This is a genomic window from Halobellus sp. Atlit-38R, from assembly GCF_003665925.1.
Lineage (GTDB): Archaea > Halobacteriota > Halobacteria > Halobacteriales > Haloferacaceae > Haloquadratum > Haloquadratum inordinatus.
Genome location: NZ_QXIJ01000013.1, coordinates 25,328 through 39,824, shown reverse-complemented (window position 1 = coordinate 39,824; position 14,497 = coordinate 25,328). Strand labels below are relative to the sequence as shown.

The window sequence follows — 14,497 nt, the reverse complement described above, 5'->3', positions numbered from 1 at the left end:
CTGGCCTCCCGCGCCTCCCGATCCGCTTCGTGGAGGGGCGTATGGAGGTACCACATTCGCGTGTTCACTTAAACACTGCGTCAGACGCACCATCGAAATGTGATACGAAAACGGGGTTCGCCGTCTGTTGCTCCGAATTTGTCGCCTTCGGTGGGATTCGGGTGACGGTGTTGGCCGAAGTCGTCGACGGGTCGATGCAAATGCCGGGCCGAACACCCCCACCCCTTCGTTTCAACTGGAACACCCCGAAGACGACCGGTGCGCGCAGACGCACCACTAGAAAATGTTTCTAGTCCCAATAAAATTAAACAACGTATAGGGATTAATTAACTACTTTACTGCAGTACGGATGCTGTTCAAGCTAGGAAGAGATAAAACCACCGATATTTATAGGCTCCTTTGGCACCCCCCTCCCTTTGTATCTCGGGTTCCACCCGAAACGAAGGGGTGGGGGGCGGGGGATGGGGCGAGGATGGGGCGAGGAGTCGGGGGAAACGTTCCCACATCCAGTTGCGTTCCTCCGGGAGCGTCGGGAACCGCCTCTCACGACCGCCGAACGATCCAGCGATCAAATTCAAAATTCTGCTTATTTTACATTTACTTTCTATTGGTAACTAGGGTGAAACCACTCTACAACTACGTGGTACCCACAGCACTCATACCCGTCTGAGGGTCGTTAGAGGATCTGAAATGTAATTTTAGGGGTTTACAAACAAATCGCCGAGGCACCAGCTGGTGTGAAAGAGGCAAGTTTTTTGTGCCACGTGTTCCTCTGCTTCGTCTGCATCAACTGGACACGTCGCTGAGAGGGAACCGGTGCAATCTCGTTTTCTCTCGGCGTAACATCCGATCTAACGACGGTGGGCGTGTGATTTCCAGTCGAAATAGGGGGGTTTCACCGATGGACGAGGACACGCAACCCGGCGATGGGAACGACCCTGAAGGTCGAACCGATAGCACGCAGAGTCGCACGGATTCCGACGGAGGCACTCAGTCGCGTCCGGAGCACGCCAACCCGTCGACAGACTCCGGAGAATCGACTGACCGAGACGGTGCCGCTCAGGACTCCACGGATCGTGAGCCGGTCACCGCCGAGGACATCGACATCGAAGAGAGCATCGGACCGACGGACGCGAGTTCGATCGGGGTCGGGGACTCTGCGGCCGGATCGACCGACGTGAGTCTCGACGAAGTCGTTCTCGACGACGACGGCGACAGCCAGGGACTCTTCGACGACCTCCTCTCCGGCGAACCGATCTTCGAGAATAAAGAAGTTCTCCGACCCTCCTACACGCCGCACGAACTCCCTCATCGTACCGAGCAGATCAATCAGATGGCGACGATTCTCGTCTCGGCGCTCCGCGGCGAAACGCCGTCGAACATCCTGATCTACGGGAAAACGGGTACTGGAAAGACGGCCAGCGCGAAGTTCGTCAGCCAGGAACTCGAATCGACCTCGAAGAAGTACGACGTCCCCTGCGAAGTCGAGTACATCAACTGCGAGGTGACAGACACCCAGTACCGTGTTCTCGCTCAGCTCGCGAACAAATTCATCGAGAAAAACCAGGAGGTCATCGAGACGGAACTCGACGAGCTGAAACAGCTCCGTTCGCGCGCGGCCGACGACGCGACAGCCCTCGTCGAAACCCGTTTCGACACCGTCGAGGCGGTCTCGGACCGAATCGAGCAGCTCGAATCCGATCACGACGAGATGGAACCCGTCCCGATGACGGGGTGGCCCACCGACCGCGTGTACTCGACGTTCTTTGACGCCGTCGACTACGAGGAGCGCGTCGTCGTGATTATGCTCGACGAGATCGACAAACTCGTCGAGAAGTCCGGCGACGACACGCTCTATAACCTCTCGCGGATGAACTCCGAACTCGACAACTCACGGATTTCGATTATGGGGATCTCGAACGATCTGAAGTTCACCGACTTCCTCGATCCCCGGGTGAAATCCAGCCTCGGCGAGGAGGAGATTGTCTTCCCGCCCTACGACGCGAATCAACTCCGCGATATCCTCCAGCACCGCGCGAACGTCGCGTTCAAAGACGACGCGCTCACCGACGACGTAATCCCGCTGTGTGCCGCCTTCGCGGCCCAGGAGCACGGCGACGCTCGCCGCGCGCTCGATCTGCTCCGAACCGCGGGAGAACTGGCGGAACGCGGTCAGGCCGACACCGTCGAGGAGGCCCACGTCAGGCAGGCCCAGGACAAGATCGAACTCGATCGCGTCGTCGAAGTCGTCCGGACGCTCCCCACGCAGTCGAAGATCGTCCTCTTCGCCACCATTCTGCTGGAGAAGAACGGCGTTCACAACGTCAACACGGGTGAGGTGTTCAACATCTACAAGCGACTCTGCGAGGAGATCGACGCCGACGTCCTCACTCAGCGCCGCGTGACCGACCTCATCTCGGAACTCGATATGCTCGGTATCGTCAACGCCGTCGTCGTCTCCAAGGGACGCTACGGCCGGACCAAAGAGATCTCGCTGTCGGTCCCGATTGACGAAACCGAGGCCGTCCTCCTCTCTGACTCCCGACTCGGCGACATCGAGAACGCCCAGCCGTTCGTCCAGGCGCGGTTCGATAACTGAACACCCCTGATTTCGGGTGGAACGCCCGTTTCCACCAGAATCCCCGCTTCCACCCGCGGGGCAGTTTCCACCCGAAACGGTGCCCTTTGGTCTTCCCTGACAAACGCTCTTGCCCGCCAAACGCTACTATAATAGCCTTGGCGACGCACCCTTCTGACGGATGTTCGACGAGATTATGGAGAAGTTCGAGGGAAGTCCGAGTCAGCAGGCGGTCATCCGCCTCCTCCTCGAACGTGGTTTCTCGGTCAACGACGACGGGCGGGTCGTCTCCGGCGGTATCGAGATCCCGAACACGGGGATCGCGCGCGAGATCGACGTCGACCGGCGCGTCGTCGATTCGACGACGACGGCAATCCTCGAGGACGAAGAACTCAGACGCATCTTCCAGAACATCTCGTCGATCCCGAGCCTGATGGATCTCGCGCCCGTGCTCGATCTGTCGGTGCTGACGATCGAGCCGAACGACGCCGAGCAGTCCGGTATCGTCGCCGAAGTCACCTCTCGGATCGCCGACCGCGACATCTCGATCCGCCAGACGATCAGCGAGGACCCCGAGTTCACCGACGAGCCGAAGCTCTACATCGTCACCGACGAGCCGATTCCCGGCGATCTACTGAACGAACTCTCCGGGCTCGCATTCGTCCGCCGCATCAGCATCGCGTGACCCCGGCTTTCTGCTCCCCTCTTCTTGCTCCCGCCTCCCGCTTTCCGCTTCTCGATTCCCGGTTCAAGCCTCCCGCTTTCCGCTTCGTCTCGCGATCACGTCTCGTCTCTCGTGACCCACCGACGCGAATCCTTTTGAACGATGCCGGGCCTACCACGTGTTGTGACCGACGCTGCCGGCGGATCCGACGCCCGCGCTGACGCCTTCCGGACTGTCGCCGGACCCGGAAAAGCCCGCTTCGAGGTGAAAGGCTCCGAGTTCATCGGCTACATCGCGCCCGCGAACACCGTCGCGGAGGCCGAATCGTTCGTCGAGGAGATCCGCACTCGCCACCCGGACGCGACGCACAACGTTCCCGCGTACCGGGTGCCAGCAGCCGGGGGAGACGGGGCCAGCAGCACCGGCACTCGGTCGTCCGCCGCGACGATGCTCCGCGAGTACCAGTCCGACGACGGTGAACCGAGCGGTTCCTCGGGCAAGCCCGCGCTCAACGTCCTTGTCCAGCGCGAGGTCCGGAACGTCGTCGCGGTCGTGACACGATACTACGGCGGGACGAACCTCGGCGTCGGCGGACTGGCTCGCGCCTACTCGCGAGCGGTGAAAGACGCCGTCGACGACGCGGGCGTCGTCGAGAGGGTGCCGCACGAGCGCTTCGACGTCACCGTCGCCTACGACGACTCCGGGACGGTCCGCGGACTCCTCGAAAGCGCGGCCGTCGAGTTCGACGCGGCCTACGAAGCCGATGTCTTCTTCGAGATCCGCGCGCCCGTCGACGAGGCCTCTGATCTCCGTGATCGCATCCGTAGCGCGACCAGCGGGCGCGCGAAGATCGAGAACCGATAATACGTCGGCGGCACCCATAATACGTCGCCGGTCTTTCTCTCCTCGCCGCACCCGGTTTTCCACATCAGACGTCGTGTCCCTGGGACACCGGCCGCGACGTCCGCAGATATACCGGCCGCGACGTCTCCGGGTGAGTACCTGTCTCACAGGTAGACTCCCGAGGGTTTCGGGGGTGGTTTTCGCCAGCCATTTCTGATACAATATTCGACCGACTGCGACGACGTTCGAGACGAAATAGAGGGGTTCGATCTAGGCGATTTAGGAGAGGATCGATAGAATCGTTCGGCTCTCGTAACTGAAACGCCCCTTTGTTTCACCCGGAGATACTTGCCGCCGGACGCTGAAGCGCGCCGTATGGTCGATATCGACTCGGAAACGCTGTTCAACGGCGCGGCGGCGGCTCTCACCACGCTCGCGGTCCTCTTTTTCATTCTCAACGTCGAGTTCAACTACTCTCCCGTCTCGAAGGTCGCGATCGTCTTTCTGTTCCTCGCGCTCGTGCTCGCGATCTCCCAGCGAACCGACGATGCTCAACTGACGCTGCTCGGATACGGCGTCGTCGTCGTCTCTGTCGTCGGACTCTTCTTCGAGATCGTGAACACGTTCAACGTCGGCAGCGAACTCACCGTCCTCGGACTGCTGCTCCTCGCGGCCGTGCTGTTCGCGCTCCGAACCCGCTTCGACGACCGAAATCACCTCCTCACCGGGAGACAGGCGGCGTCGCTCCTCGGTGTGGTTGCGGTGCTGGCTGTCGTCGTCCTCGCTGTCGATGTTGCGACCGGCGGGCTCGCGTACGAACTCCAACCGGAGAGTCAGATCGAGATTGCTGAATCACCACGTGAGGATCTCCGCGTCGCCTCCGTCGTCGTGACCAATCCGACGCCGCTCCCCGAACGCGTCGAGACGCCGAACTACGCGGCGTGTGCGGCTGGCGACTGGAGCGAGTATCGGCTCCCGTCCGAACCCGGCCGTGAACGACCGTCCGCGCCCCGCGTCCACCTGAACGTGCAGGACGGCTACAACGAGCACGTGATGAGTTTCGGGTCGAAGACGTATCCGGTGACGCTGTACCTCGACGCGGCGAACGCGACGGGTGAGACGTTCCGGATCGAACAGACCTCGTCGTGCCCGGACGACGAGTCGGGGACGCCGTATATTGCGATCTACGAGCGCGCGACGGACGAACGACGCGTGTATCCGGTCTGAGCGTGCCGGCCCCCGTATCCGCCGGCCCGAAACGCGCTTCTTCTCAGTCGACGATGATGTCCGCGTCGGCGTCGTGGACGTCCTCGCGGGCCCGTGGCTGCATCTCCATTCGATAGCGTTCGATCCAGTCGGCGAAGCAGCCGGGACAGAGGCGCTGGCTATCGACTTCCGAGCGATCGACGTTCAGTTGGATGGTCCGAGCGAGCGGCTCTTCGATCGGTTCGCCACAGGCGTCACAGGGCTCGCTGCCGGTCATACGTGTCCCTGTGCGACCCGTCGGTAAAGGTGTTCACGTCGTCTGGGTTCTCAGGTCGTCCGGAACGCCCGGTCGCCGGCGTCGCCGAGTCCGGGCACGATGTATCCGTCGTCGTCGAGGTGGTCGTCGATGGCGACTGTCAGGAGGTCTGCTTTGGGGAACTCGTCCCCGACGCGGAGCAGTCCGTCAGGTGCTGAGACCGCCGAGAGCACGAACAGGTCTGCGGGCTCGGTCTCGGCGACTTCGGTGACGTGGTCGAGGACGGCACACATCGTCGAGCCGGTCGCGAGCATCGGATCGGCGACGATGACGGTGTCCTGCTCGGTTATCTCCGGGAGCTTCACGTAGTCGATCGAGATCGGGAACTCTCCCTCGTCGTTCATCCCGGCGTTCTCGTCGCGGCCGGCGCTGATCACGCCCTGTTTCGCGCGAGGGAACGCCTTCAGGAGTCCTTCGACGAACGGCGTCGCCGCCCGCAACACGTTGATGATGACGACGTCGTCCAGTCCCCGAACGCGCTCGCCGGTCGTCTCGGTCAGTGGCGTCTCGACGGTGACGTACTCGGTCTCCATCGCGCCGTCGATGATCTCGTAGCCGCAGATCCGACCGAGCTTGACGAGCCCTTTCCGGAACGCGACCTGCTCGGTCCCGACGTCGCGGAGTCGCGAGAGCGTGTCTCTGGCGAGTGCGTGCGTGATCAGATACGCGTCGTCGCGATCTTCGATGGCCATAGGTACAGTCGCCGCTTCGGATCCACATAACTCCGGGGGTCTGCGGCGCGCCCGAGGGACTCTGAGGCCGGCCTCAGCGGGTCATAACGTACGTCACCGCCATAATTACGAGCGCCAACGAGCCGACGTTCACCGGCGTGAACGCCGCGATGCCGACGAGATCCAACCCCCAGACGACCACGGTCGCAAAGAGCGACGATAACACGAGGTTCATCACGAAGAGCACCCGTGGATCGCCCTGCGAAGTAGTCTCCATACTCGGCTCTCGCTCCCGGCCTTCACATATTTTGTGCTGGCGGCCGAACGCCAACTGTGTCCGTCCGAAATCGTGAGGGCGACCCGGTCGACCCGGTGCCGTTCGTCGTCGTTGCCGGCTCCGCGTGGCTTCTGTGCCTCTCGTTCGGGCCGCTGTATCTCGATGCGTTCGCCGTGCCCTGGCCCCGCGGCCTCGCCGTCTCCGTCGCAGCCGCGCTCGCGACGACGGTGTGGGCGTATCGACGGTTCGTCTGGACCGTCGACCCGACCGTCCGCCGCGAACTCCCGCCGGACCTCCGCTTCCGCCGCATCTGCTACGGGGCGCTCGTATTCGGGGCCGTCCTCACTTTCCTGAGTCTGCTCGCGTTCGCGAGCGGCGGGTGACCGCACCTCTTCAGAGACTGTCCCACTGCGCTTTCCCAACCCGCACGCACGAGCGACGCGGAATTAACACTGTTGCGCCGGATTACGTCGGATATGGGACTGCTCGGAACGATCAGAGACGCACTCGCGGCTTCGACGGAATCACCGAACCGTGGTGATGCCACGTCGTCGACGCGTGGGTCTTACTGGTGCCACGACTGCGCCGAACGGATTCCGGCGCGCGACGTCGCCGACGGCGCGTCGCCGACCTGTCCGGAGTGCGGCGACGAGATGGAGCTCGAACGGTCGCCCGGATCGACTGGCTGCGCCTGCTAACGCCGGGAGGTCCGGGTCGGACCCCATCGCCTCACTCGCCCGGACTCGCGAGGACGACCGTCTCGCCGGGCTCGGTCGGGTAGCGATCGAGCCCCGAGAGTGTCTCCCACTCCTCTTCGAACTCCGCGTCGGTGAGTAGCGCGTCGTCGAGGCGGTCGATCAGCGCCGACTCGTCGATATCCTGCCCGATAAACACCAGGCCGGTTCGCCGGTCGCCCCACGTCTCGTCCCACTCGTACCCGAGGTCCGATCGGTTGTTCCGGTAGCTTCGCTGCTCGAACTCGGGGAGGCTCGCGATCCACCGCCCCGTCGCCTCGACGCTGGCCGACGCGCCCGCCTGGCTGAACGTCAGGTGCGTCTCCTCGCGTCCGGCGACCCAGAGGTGCCCCTTCGACCGCAACACCGACGCCGGAAGGTCCGCGAGGACGGCGGCGATGCGTTCGGGGTGGAACGGTCGCCGCCGTCGGTAGGTGAACGAGGTGATGCCGTAGTCGTCCTCGGGGTGGGTGTGTTCGTGATCGGCGTGGTTGGCGTGTTCGTGGCCATCGTGGCTCTGGTCGGTCTGTCCGTGGCTGTCGTGCCCGTGGTGGTCGCGGCTGTGGGCGGTGTGTTCGTCGCTGCTATGGCCGTGCCCACGTCCGTCCGTTCCATCGCCATCTGCACCTTCCGCGGCGTCCAGTGCCTGTTTCCACCCTGCTTTCTCCGCGGCCGCACCCGGGTCGAACAGGTCCACGCCGAGCACGTCGTCGATCGCGACGTCGCCGTAGGTGGTCGCGAGGATCCGTGCGTCCGGCCGCAACGTTCGGACCACGCGCTCGACGCGCTCTCGCTCCGCGTCGTCGACGAGGTCCGTCTTGTTCAGCACCACGACGTCCGCGAACTCGACCTGCTCGACGAGGAGGTCAGACAGCGGCCGTCGCTCGCCGTCGCCGCCCTCGGCGACTGTCTCTGTCGGTTCCCCGTCGGGGCCGAACGTATCCGCGAACAGCCGACTGTCGACGACGGCGACGACCGCGTCGACGCGGTACTTCGCCGCCGCGGGCGACCCGCCGGTGAACAGGCGTGCCACCGGTGCCGGCTCGCTGATCCCCGACGGTTCGACGACGAGATGGTCGAAGGAACGCTCCTGTGCCAATCGCACGACGGCGGTTTCGAGATCGTCGCGGAGCTCACAGCAGATACAGCCGTTCGACAGTTCCGTCACCTGCCCGTCGGCGACGGTGAGTTCTGACTCCTCGCTCACGAGGTCTGCGTCGACGTTCAACGCACCCATATCGTTCACGAGGACGGCGACGTCTCGATCGCCCGCACCCGACAGGAGGCGATTGAGGAGCGTCGTCTTTCCCGCGCCGAGGCTCCCGCTCAGAATCGTCACGGGCGTCTGATCCGACGACAGCGACATACTCTCTCTGGGCGCTCCCACTATTTCAACGTCCGGACGAGCCCCGACCACGGCCAACTTCGTACGGCCGTGATTGCGGACCGTGATTGCGTCCACCGGGCGATATGCTTTTATCTCGGAGACCGTACCTCGCGCTATGTCGCTGGTTGACCGGATCGAACGGTTCCGAGCGCACCTTTCGGAGTGGCTCCGCGGTCTCTATCACGGAATGATCACCCACCCTGCCTACGAGAAAATCGAGAAAGAAGCAGAGGACCTCGAAGACACCTTTATGCTCGCGTGCTTCCCGGAGGCCTTCGGGATCCCCTCGCCAGTATCGTACTACACCGCGGAGTTGCTTCCGTACCTCGAAGACGAGTTCGAATCCTGGGAGCGCCGGATGTGGGATCGCGGCTCGCTCCTCGAACGAAAGGGCCAGCAGTACCACTTCTGACGATGCGTAAGCACGTGTTCTTCGGCGGGAAGGGCGGCGTCGGCAAGACGACCGTCTCCTCGGCGTACGCGCTCGCCTCCGCGCGCTCGGATCTCCGCACGCTGATCGTCTCGACCGACCCGGCACACAGCACCTCCGACGTCTTCGACCAGCAGTTCGACGACAGTCCGACCGCCGTCGACGGCGTCGACGGTCTCGACGCGATGGAGATCGATCCGGAAGCCGAGACCGAGCGCCACCTGATGGAGACAAAGCGCGCGATGAGCGATCAGGTGAGCGCCGCGATGGTCAACGAGATCGATCGCCAGATCGAGATGGCCCACCAGACCCCGGGCGCGTACGAGGCCGCGCTGATGGACCGCTTCATCCAGGTGATGCGAGAGGCCGACGAGTACGATCGGATCGTCTTCGACACCTCTCCGACCGGCGGTACGCTGCGACTGCTCTCGCTCCCCGAGATGCTCGAAGGCTGGATCGACCGCCTGGCCCACAAGCGCGAGCAGGCGATCGACCTCTACGAGCGGGCGGCCGTCGGGAACACCGAGCCCCGACGGATGATGGATGGCGACCCGATCCTCGACCGACTCCGGACTCGAAAGGAACGCTTCGAGTTCGCCGGCAGGAAACTGCGGAACGATTCGGCGTTCGTCCTCGTCGTCAACCCCGACGAACTCTCGCTCCGGGAGACGCGCCGCGCGATCGACGAACTCGACTCCTACGGCCTCGACGTCCGGGGACTGGCCGTGAACCGACTCACGCCCGAACCGGATCCTGACGAGGAGGGCCGCGGTGCGCGGTTCCTCCGCGACCGCGTCGCGACAGAGCGCGAGCACCTCGAAGAACTCCACAACTCGTTCGGTCCGCCGGTCGTAGCCGAGATCGAGACACGCGTCTCCGAGGTGAAAGGCAGCCTTCTGGACACGGTGGCCGCCGAACTCGACATCGACGTCGATCGGCCGTCGGCGTCGGCGGACTGATGCTGCCGGACACCACGATGTGAAGGGTACTGCCATCCCGTGGGTTCCAAAATGAGTCACGAACTCCTGCCGACAGTACGAGCCCCGGACCGGGACGACCGCTGTCGGCCCGACCGCGACTCTTCGGTTTCGACACTACAGAACCTCCTAGCTGACGTGGTTCAGCGTCGTGTCTCCCGCATATCAGGTTAACGATCGTTAAGATTATACGCTATCTACCCATGGTGCCGTGTGGAGTTACCACAATATGGTTCAGGTAATTTGGCTCGTCGTGGGGATTCTCGCACTGTTCTCGGTTGGGTATTTGGGGTACTCGAAGTACCTCGCCCAGTTCGTAGACCTCGATGACAGCCGCGAGACGCCCGCGCACAAGTACGAAGACGGTCAGGAGTACGTGCCAGCGAAGAAGCCAGTTCTCTTAGGACACCACTACTCGAGCATTGCGGGAGGTGCCCCGATCGTCGGCCCGATTACGGCCGGCGTCCTGTGGGGTTGGGTTCCGGCGCTCGCGTGGATCGCCATCGGGAACCCCCTGATGGGAAGCGTCCACGACTTCTCCTCGCTCTCGGCGAGTCTCCGCCACGACGGGAAGTCGATCGGCTACATCATCGGTGAGTACGTCGGCGAACGCGGCAAGAATATGCTGCTGTGGTTCGCGTTCCTGACGATCATCCTCGTCGTGGCCGTGTTCGCGCTCGTCGTCGCCATCGTGTTCAACGCCTACCCGCAGGCGGCGACGGCCAGCCTCATTTACATCGGGCTGGCGATCCTGCTCGGCGCGTGGCTCTACCAGTTCGACCTGCCGTTCCTGGCGGGAACGGGCCTGTTCGTCGCGCTGATGTTCGCCGGCGTCTGGGTCGGTATCCAGTACCCGCTCGCGCTCGTCCCGGGTGAATACCCGGCGGGAACGATCGTGCTGCTCAGTTCGCAGCTGTCGTGGCTCCCGGCGGCGGGCGCCTTCGGCGCGAACACGGCGGCGTGGATCCCGATCATCTTGGTCTACGGTGCGGTCGCGAGCGCACTCCCCGTGTGGGTGCTGCTGCAACCGCGTGATTACCTCTCCTCGTTCCTCCTGTACACCGGCGTCGGCGGCGCGCTTCTCGCCGTCATCGTCGGCACGATCCTCGGTACGTCGAGCCAACCGCTCGTCACCAACCTCGAACCGTTCTACGGCTTCATCGGCCGCAACGGCGCCCCGCTCTTCCCGCTCCTGTTCATCACGATCGCCTGCGGGACGATCAGCGGCTTCCACTCGCTGGTCTCCTCGGGGACGACCGCGAAACAGCTGAACCGCGAGAGCGACGCCCGTCCGATCGGCTACGGCGGGATGCTCGGTGAGGGGCTGCTGGCGACGGTCGCGCTCATCACCGTCGCGCTCGTCGCGCCCGACGTCGGCGGCGGGATCGGCCTCGCGCTCCCGACCTTCGCGACCGGCGGCGGCATCCTGCTCACGAGCTTCGGAATCCCGACCTCCTTCGGTGGGCCCTTTATGGCGCTCGTGCTCGTGAGCTTCCTCCTCACGTCGACTGACACGGCCGTTCGCCTCGGCCGCTATATGATGGAGGAGATCATCGGCACGCCCGAATCCTCGGTGCAGTCGTTCGCCGCAGACCGCTACGGCAACGCGGCGCTCCAGACCATCCCGGCGTACATCCTCATCGCCAGCGGCTCGTGGGCGACGCTGTGGCAGCTCTTCGGCGGTGCCAACCAGCTTCTGGCGGCGCTCGCGCTGCTGACGGCGACGGTGTGGCTGGCGAACTGGGACGACTCGAAACAGCTCATCAGCACCGGCGGCCCGATGGCCGTGATGGTCGTCATCACCGTCTCCGGGCTGCTCTGGCTCGCCTTCTACAGCAACCTCTACGCGAAGTTCCTCGATCCGACGTGGATGGCGGGTGCGTCGCTCGTCCAGATGCTGTCGGCGGTGGCACAGATCGTCCTCGCGCTCGTGTTGGTGTATCTCGGACTCGCGCTAGTCCGGATGGGCTACTCGAACATCAGTGCGATCCGCGACGGCGAGGAGTCCGGCGGCTTCTCGCCGAGCGACGACTAACCGCACGCGGCGGGGTCTTTCGCTCGGTCTCCTCTCTGTTTACTTCTCGCTCTGCGCTCTCGATCCACCCAGTGTCTACTCACCGCTCTCCCAGTCGTCCCGTCCTACTGCCCTGGATCGAGCCGCTTGGCCACCGCGTCGCGCAGTCGGTCCAGGATCGTCCCTTCGTCCGCCGGTGGAACGTCACGCCAGAGCGCGAACGCCTCGGCGGCCGCCGCGCTCTCGCTCTGTACGATCTCCTCGCGCTCGGGAACGACGACCGCGAGGCCGATCTCGTAGTGACCGTAGTACCCGAACTTCAGCAGCGTCCGGTCTTTGAACGACGCGACGAACTCGGCCACGTCCGGCGGAAGCTCCTCGGCGACGAGGACGAACGTGAAGTCGGTCCCGAAGTGCTCCTCGTCGGGCTCGACCCACGCCTCGTCGTCGGCGAGGTCGTGGCCCAACTCGACGAGCCGCTCCAGTTCTGCCACCGTCGGGCGGGCGAGACGGCGCGCGAACACGAACTCCCGATGCTGGTGGTTCGCGTACTCCAGCGACGGGTGGAAGAAGTGCTTCTGGCTCTCCATCCGCATCTCCGCGAACAGCGGGAACCGCTCGCCGCGGACGGTCTCGTCCTTCGAGAGGTCGTAGTTGAACATCAGCCGATCCGAGACCCGATCGAGGTACTCGTCGTCCCACACCGGGATCTCGTCGCGGTCGATTCCCGCCGCCTCGGCGGCCTCGGTCGGATCGAACGCTTCCGCGGAGTCCTCAGACATCACTCCGCGCTCGACTCCGCGGGGTCGTACGCGACGGCGTCGCCGTCGACGGCCGGTGCGCCGATCGCCAGGACGACGAGGTCGGTGTCGGCGTCCGCCGGATTGTACGCTCGCTGGGGGCTCTCGGGGTCGACGGCGAATAGCTCGTCGGTGTCGACCACGAACGTCTCCTCGGGCGTCTCCACGTGCATCGTACCCGCGAGGACGTAGAACGCCTCCTCCTGCTCCTCGTGATAGTGGTACTTCAGCGGCAGTTGCTCGCCCGGTTCGGCCCGGAAGCGATTGACCGCGACGTTCGAGAGCCCGGCTGCGCCGCCCAGTCGCCGCAGTTCACACGGCCGCCCGTCGGCGGGCGAGACCGTCTCGGAGTCGACCACGTGGTATCCCATACGGGTACGCTTCACACACAGACACAAAAGCCGCTCGGGACCCGTCCGGTCGTCCCCGATTTTTATGTCTGTTCCGCGCCTTTGATAGAGTACCGATGCGCACGAACGACAGTGCTGAATCCTGCGGCCGCTGTTCGATGTCCACCGTCGTCGACGCGACGGACTCCGGTCGCGACGGTCCGTTCGACGGCGACCGTATCGAAGTCGACGACGACGCGCTCCGACGCGCCTCCCCGGGGGCGTGGCTCGGCAGTCTCGTGCGTCGCCTCGACGAGGCGGCCACGCGGTTCGTCCACGGCGAGCGCTGAGTCGACCGATCGTCCGCGAGACCGAGGAAGCGTCGCCGCAGTAGCATCCACACGCCGCTGTCGCCTGGCGATTTGCCCGATCAGGCCGGGCACTCGCGGGCGAATAGGTAGCCGTTCTCCCCTGTCGAACGCCCGCACGTCGCGGAGTAGAGTTTTATACTTAGCCGTTCCTACCTCGTCCGAGACGATGGAAGAGAGTGTCTCCGGATTCAAAGTTCGGGGGACCTGGGGCGACGTCGTCGAACACGGCGAGCGCATCACGCGTGCCCTGCGCGACGCCGGTGTCGACGGCGAGGCCTTCGAGGAGTGGGACGAGTGGCGACCGAAGTCCCACGAACGGCTCGGCGAGGACGTCAGCAAGAAGACCGCCGCCCAGGCGAGCGTCGCCGAAGGCGAGGGGGAGAAAGCCGGGAAAGCGCCCGACGAGGACCTCCAGACTGCGGGCGAGCGGCTGTCGGAGTCCTACGAGCACGTCGAGGAGGGCGACAGCGACGGCGCCGTCGAACGGTGGTCCGAATCGCTCGGCTACGTCGCGCGCGCGGCCGACTCGGCGGGCCGCCGCGCGCTCCGGCGCGTCGAGAACACGGTCTATCAGCGGGTGATGACCCAACTGGCCCCCTACTACTTCGACAACGAACTCGTCAGCGCCAACATCCAGAAGTCCACGCGCGGCGAGGACGAAGTCTCGTTCATCTTCGAGGTGAACGTCAACGACGACGACCTGAAAGCGGAGGTCAGCGACCGCCTCGGCGAGTTCGACGACGAGGTGACGCGCTGGCACGTCGACACCGAAAAGCAGACCGAGACGGTCGAGGCCGCAGAAGGCGTCGAACCGCCCCAATCCGAGGATCGGTCCCGTTCGACCACCAATTAATCGCTCGTTCTTTCCGGGATCTGGTCTGCCCTCTCGCACCGACAATA

The 14,497-nt window shown here is 64.2% G+C and carries 17 protein-coding genes; 11 read left to right on the top strand and 6 right to left on the bottom strand.

The annotated features are described in order from the left end of the window. Window positions 1-901 precede the first annotated feature (901 nt). The 4 genes from D3D02_RS14865 to D3D02_RS14850 all read left to right on the top strand — a co-directional run bounded on the left by D3D02_RS14865 (window position 902) and on the right by D3D02_RS14850 (window position 5,312). Window positions 902-2,599, top strand: coding sequence for a Cdc6/Cdc18 family protein (locus tag D3D02_RS14865; RefSeq protein WP_121570780.1), 1,698 nt, complete (start codon window positions 902-904; stop codon window positions 2,597-2,599). A 160-nt stretch (window positions 2,600-2,759) separates the two neighbouring features. Then, window positions 2,760-3,263, top strand: a complete 504-nt coding sequence (locus D3D02_RS14860) for an amino acid-binding protein (protein WP_121570779.1) — start codon at window positions 2,760-2,762, stop codon at window positions 3,261-3,263. 162 nt (window positions 3,264-3,425) lie between these two features. Next, window positions 3,426-4,106 carry a YigZ family protein gene (locus D3D02_RS14855; RefSeq protein ID WP_233560671.1) on the top strand — a complete coding sequence of 227 codons (681 nt, stop codon included), beginning with the start codon at window positions 3,426-3,428 and terminating at the stop codon, window positions 4,104-4,106. Between the two features lie 354 nt (window positions 4,107-4,460). Then, entirely contained in the window at window positions 4,461-5,312 is an 852-nt protein-coding gene (locus D3D02_RS14850) for a hypothetical protein (protein ID WP_121570777.1), read from the top strand. A 43-nt stretch (window positions 5,313-5,355) separates the two neighbouring features. Here the strand turns inward: D3D02_RS14850 and D3D02_RS14845 are convergent, their stop codons facing one another. The 3 genes from D3D02_RS14845 to D3D02_RS14835 form a co-directional block, all read right to left on the bottom strand. Beyond that, entirely contained in the window at window positions 5,356-5,568 is a 213-nt protein-coding gene (locus D3D02_RS14845; RefSeq protein WP_121570776.1) for a hypothetical protein, read from the bottom strand. A 50-nt stretch (window positions 5,569-5,618) separates the two neighbouring features. Next, on the bottom strand, window positions 5,619-6,299 hold the full coding sequence (gene upp / locus D3D02_RS14840) for a uracil phosphoribosyltransferase (protein ID WP_121570775.1): 681 nt from the start codon (window positions 6,297-6,299) through the stop codon (window positions 5,619-5,621). A gap of 73 nt (window positions 6,300-6,372) precedes the next feature. Continuing rightward, a complete protein-coding gene (locus tag D3D02_RS14835; RefSeq protein ID WP_121570774.1) occupies window positions 6,373-6,555 on the bottom strand; it encodes a hypothetical protein in 183 nt (60 codons plus the stop codon). A gap of 56 nt (window positions 6,556-6,611) precedes the next feature. Between D3D02_RS14835 and D3D02_RS14830 the strand changes: the two genes are divergently transcribed. Then, window positions 6,612-6,938, top strand: coding sequence for a hypothetical protein (locus tag D3D02_RS14830; RefSeq protein ID WP_121570773.1), 327 nt, complete (start codon window positions 6,612-6,614; stop codon window positions 6,936-6,938). A 93-nt stretch (window positions 6,939-7,031) separates the two neighbouring features. Beyond that, window positions 7,032-7,253 carry a hypothetical protein gene (locus D3D02_RS14825; protein WP_121570772.1) on the top strand — a complete coding sequence of 74 codons (222 nt, stop codon included), beginning with the start codon at window positions 7,032-7,034 and terminating at the stop codon, window positions 7,251-7,253. A gap of 31 nt (window positions 7,254-7,284) precedes the next feature. On the opposite strand, the gene D3D02_RS14820 is transcribed toward D3D02_RS14825, so the two are convergent. Next, on the bottom strand, window positions 7,285-8,655 hold the full coding sequence (locus D3D02_RS14820; protein ID WP_121570771.1) for a GTP-binding protein: 1,371 nt from the start codon (window positions 8,653-8,655) through the stop codon (window positions 7,285-7,287). Window positions 8,656-8,791: 136 nt separating this feature from the next. Here D3D02_RS14820 and D3D02_RS14815 point away from each other — a divergent pair, with 136 nt between their 5' ends. The 3 genes from D3D02_RS14815 (at window position 8,792) to D3D02_RS14805 (ending at window position 12,118) form a co-directional block, all read left to right on the top strand. Then, complete coding sequence (locus tag D3D02_RS14815; RefSeq protein WP_121570770.1) at window positions 8,792-9,088, top strand: hypothetical protein; 297 nt, start codon at window positions 8,792-8,794, stop codon at window positions 9,086-9,088. Between the two features lie 2 nt (window positions 9,089-9,090). After that, the gene (locus D3D02_RS14810; protein ID WP_121570769.1) at window positions 9,091-10,065 is read left to right on the top strand and encodes an ArsA family ATPase; all 975 of its coding nucleotides are present in this window, start codon (window positions 9,091-9,093) and stop codon (window positions 10,063-10,065) included. 247 nt (window positions 10,066-10,312) lie between these two features. Beyond that, a complete protein-coding gene (locus D3D02_RS14805) occupies window positions 10,313-12,118 on the top strand; it encodes a carbon starvation protein A (protein WP_121570768.1) in 1,806 nt (601 codons plus the stop codon). 104 nt (window positions 12,119-12,222) lie between these two features. Here the strand turns inward: D3D02_RS14805 and D3D02_RS14800 are convergent, their stop codons facing one another. Both D3D02_RS14800 and D3D02_RS14795 read right to left on the bottom strand, forming a co-directional pair. Next, the gene (locus D3D02_RS14800; RefSeq protein WP_121570767.1) at window positions 12,223-12,879 is read right to left on the bottom strand and encodes a hypothetical protein; all 657 of its coding nucleotides are present in this window, start codon (window positions 12,877-12,879) and stop codon (window positions 12,223-12,225) included. Next, entirely contained in the window at window positions 12,879-13,268 is a 390-nt protein-coding gene (locus D3D02_RS14795) for a cupin domain-containing protein (protein ID WP_121570766.1), read from the bottom strand. Before D3D02_RS14795 ends, D3D02_RS14800 begins: the two co-directional genes overlap by 1 nt. Window positions 13,269-13,363: 95 nt before the next feature. Here D3D02_RS14795 and D3D02_RS14790 point away from each other — a divergent pair, with 95 nt between their 5' ends. Next, on the top strand, window positions 13,364-13,576 hold the full coding sequence (locus D3D02_RS14790) for a hypothetical protein (RefSeq protein WP_121570765.1): 213 nt from the start codon (window positions 13,364-13,366) through the stop codon (window positions 13,574-13,576). A gap of 187 nt (window positions 13,577-13,763) precedes the next feature. Continuing rightward, the gene (locus D3D02_RS14785; RefSeq protein WP_121570764.1) at window positions 13,764-14,450 is read left to right on the top strand and encodes a DUF5828 family protein; all 687 of its coding nucleotides are present in this window, start codon (window positions 13,764-13,766) and stop codon (window positions 14,448-14,450) included. Window positions 14,451-14,497 lie beyond the last annotated feature (47 nt).

Excerpts from the sequence above, each read along its gene's own strand:
- D3D02_RS14835 (WP_121570774.1), bottom strand. The coding sequence starts at position 6,555 with ATGGAGACTACTTCGCAGGGCGATCCACGGGTGCTCTTCGTGATGAAC.
- upp (WP_121570775.1), bottom strand. The coding sequence starts at position 6,299 with ATGGCCATCGAAGATCGCGACGACGCGTATCTGATCACGCACGCACTC.
- D3D02_RS14850 (WP_121570777.1), top strand. The coding sequence starts at position 4,461 with ATGGTCGATATCGACTCGGAAACGCTGTTCAACGGCGCGGCGGCGGCT.
- D3D02_RS14805 (WP_121570768.1), top strand. The coding sequence starts at position 10,313 with ATGGTTCAGGTAATTTGGCTCGTCGTGGGGATTCTCGCACTGTTCTCG.
- D3D02_RS14790 (WP_121570765.1), top strand. The coding sequence starts at position 13,364 with ATGCGCACGAACGACAGTGCTGAATCCTGCGGCCGCTGTTCGATGTCC.
- D3D02_RS14865 (WP_121570780.1), top strand. The coding sequence starts at position 902 with ATGGACGAGGACACGCAACCCGGCGATGGGAACGACCCTGAAGGTCGA.
- D3D02_RS14815 (WP_121570770.1), top strand. The coding sequence starts at position 8,792 with ATGTCGCTGGTTGACCGGATCGAACGGTTCCGAGCGCACCTTTCGGAG.
- D3D02_RS14800 (WP_121570767.1), bottom strand. The coding sequence starts at position 12,879 with ATGTCTGAGGACTCCGCGGAAGCGTTCGATCCGACCGAGGCCGCCGAG.
- D3D02_RS14845 (WP_121570776.1), bottom strand. The coding sequence starts at position 5,568 with ATGACCGGCAGCGAGCCCTGTGACGCCTGTGGCGAACCGATCGAAGAG.
- D3D02_RS14795 (WP_121570766.1), bottom strand. The coding sequence starts at position 13,268 with ATGGGATACCACGTGGTCGACTCCGAGACGGTCTCGCCCGCCGACGGG.
- D3D02_RS14820 (WP_121570771.1), bottom strand. The coding sequence starts at position 8,655 with ATGTCGCTGTCGTCGGATCAGACGCCCGTGACGATTCTGAGCGGGAGC.
- D3D02_RS14825 (WP_121570772.1), top strand. The coding sequence starts at position 7,032 with ATGGGACTGCTCGGAACGATCAGAGACGCACTCGCGGCTTCGACGGAA.
- D3D02_RS14785 (WP_121570764.1), top strand. The coding sequence starts at position 13,764 with ATGGAAGAGAGTGTCTCCGGATTCAAAGTTCGGGGGACCTGGGGCGAC.
- D3D02_RS14860 (WP_121570779.1), top strand. The coding sequence starts at position 2,760 with ATGTTCGACGAGATTATGGAGAAGTTCGAGGGAAGTCCGAGTCAGCAG.
- D3D02_RS14810 (WP_121570769.1), top strand. The coding sequence starts at position 9,091 with ATGCGTAAGCACGTGTTCTTCGGCGGGAAGGGCGGCGTCGGCAAGACG.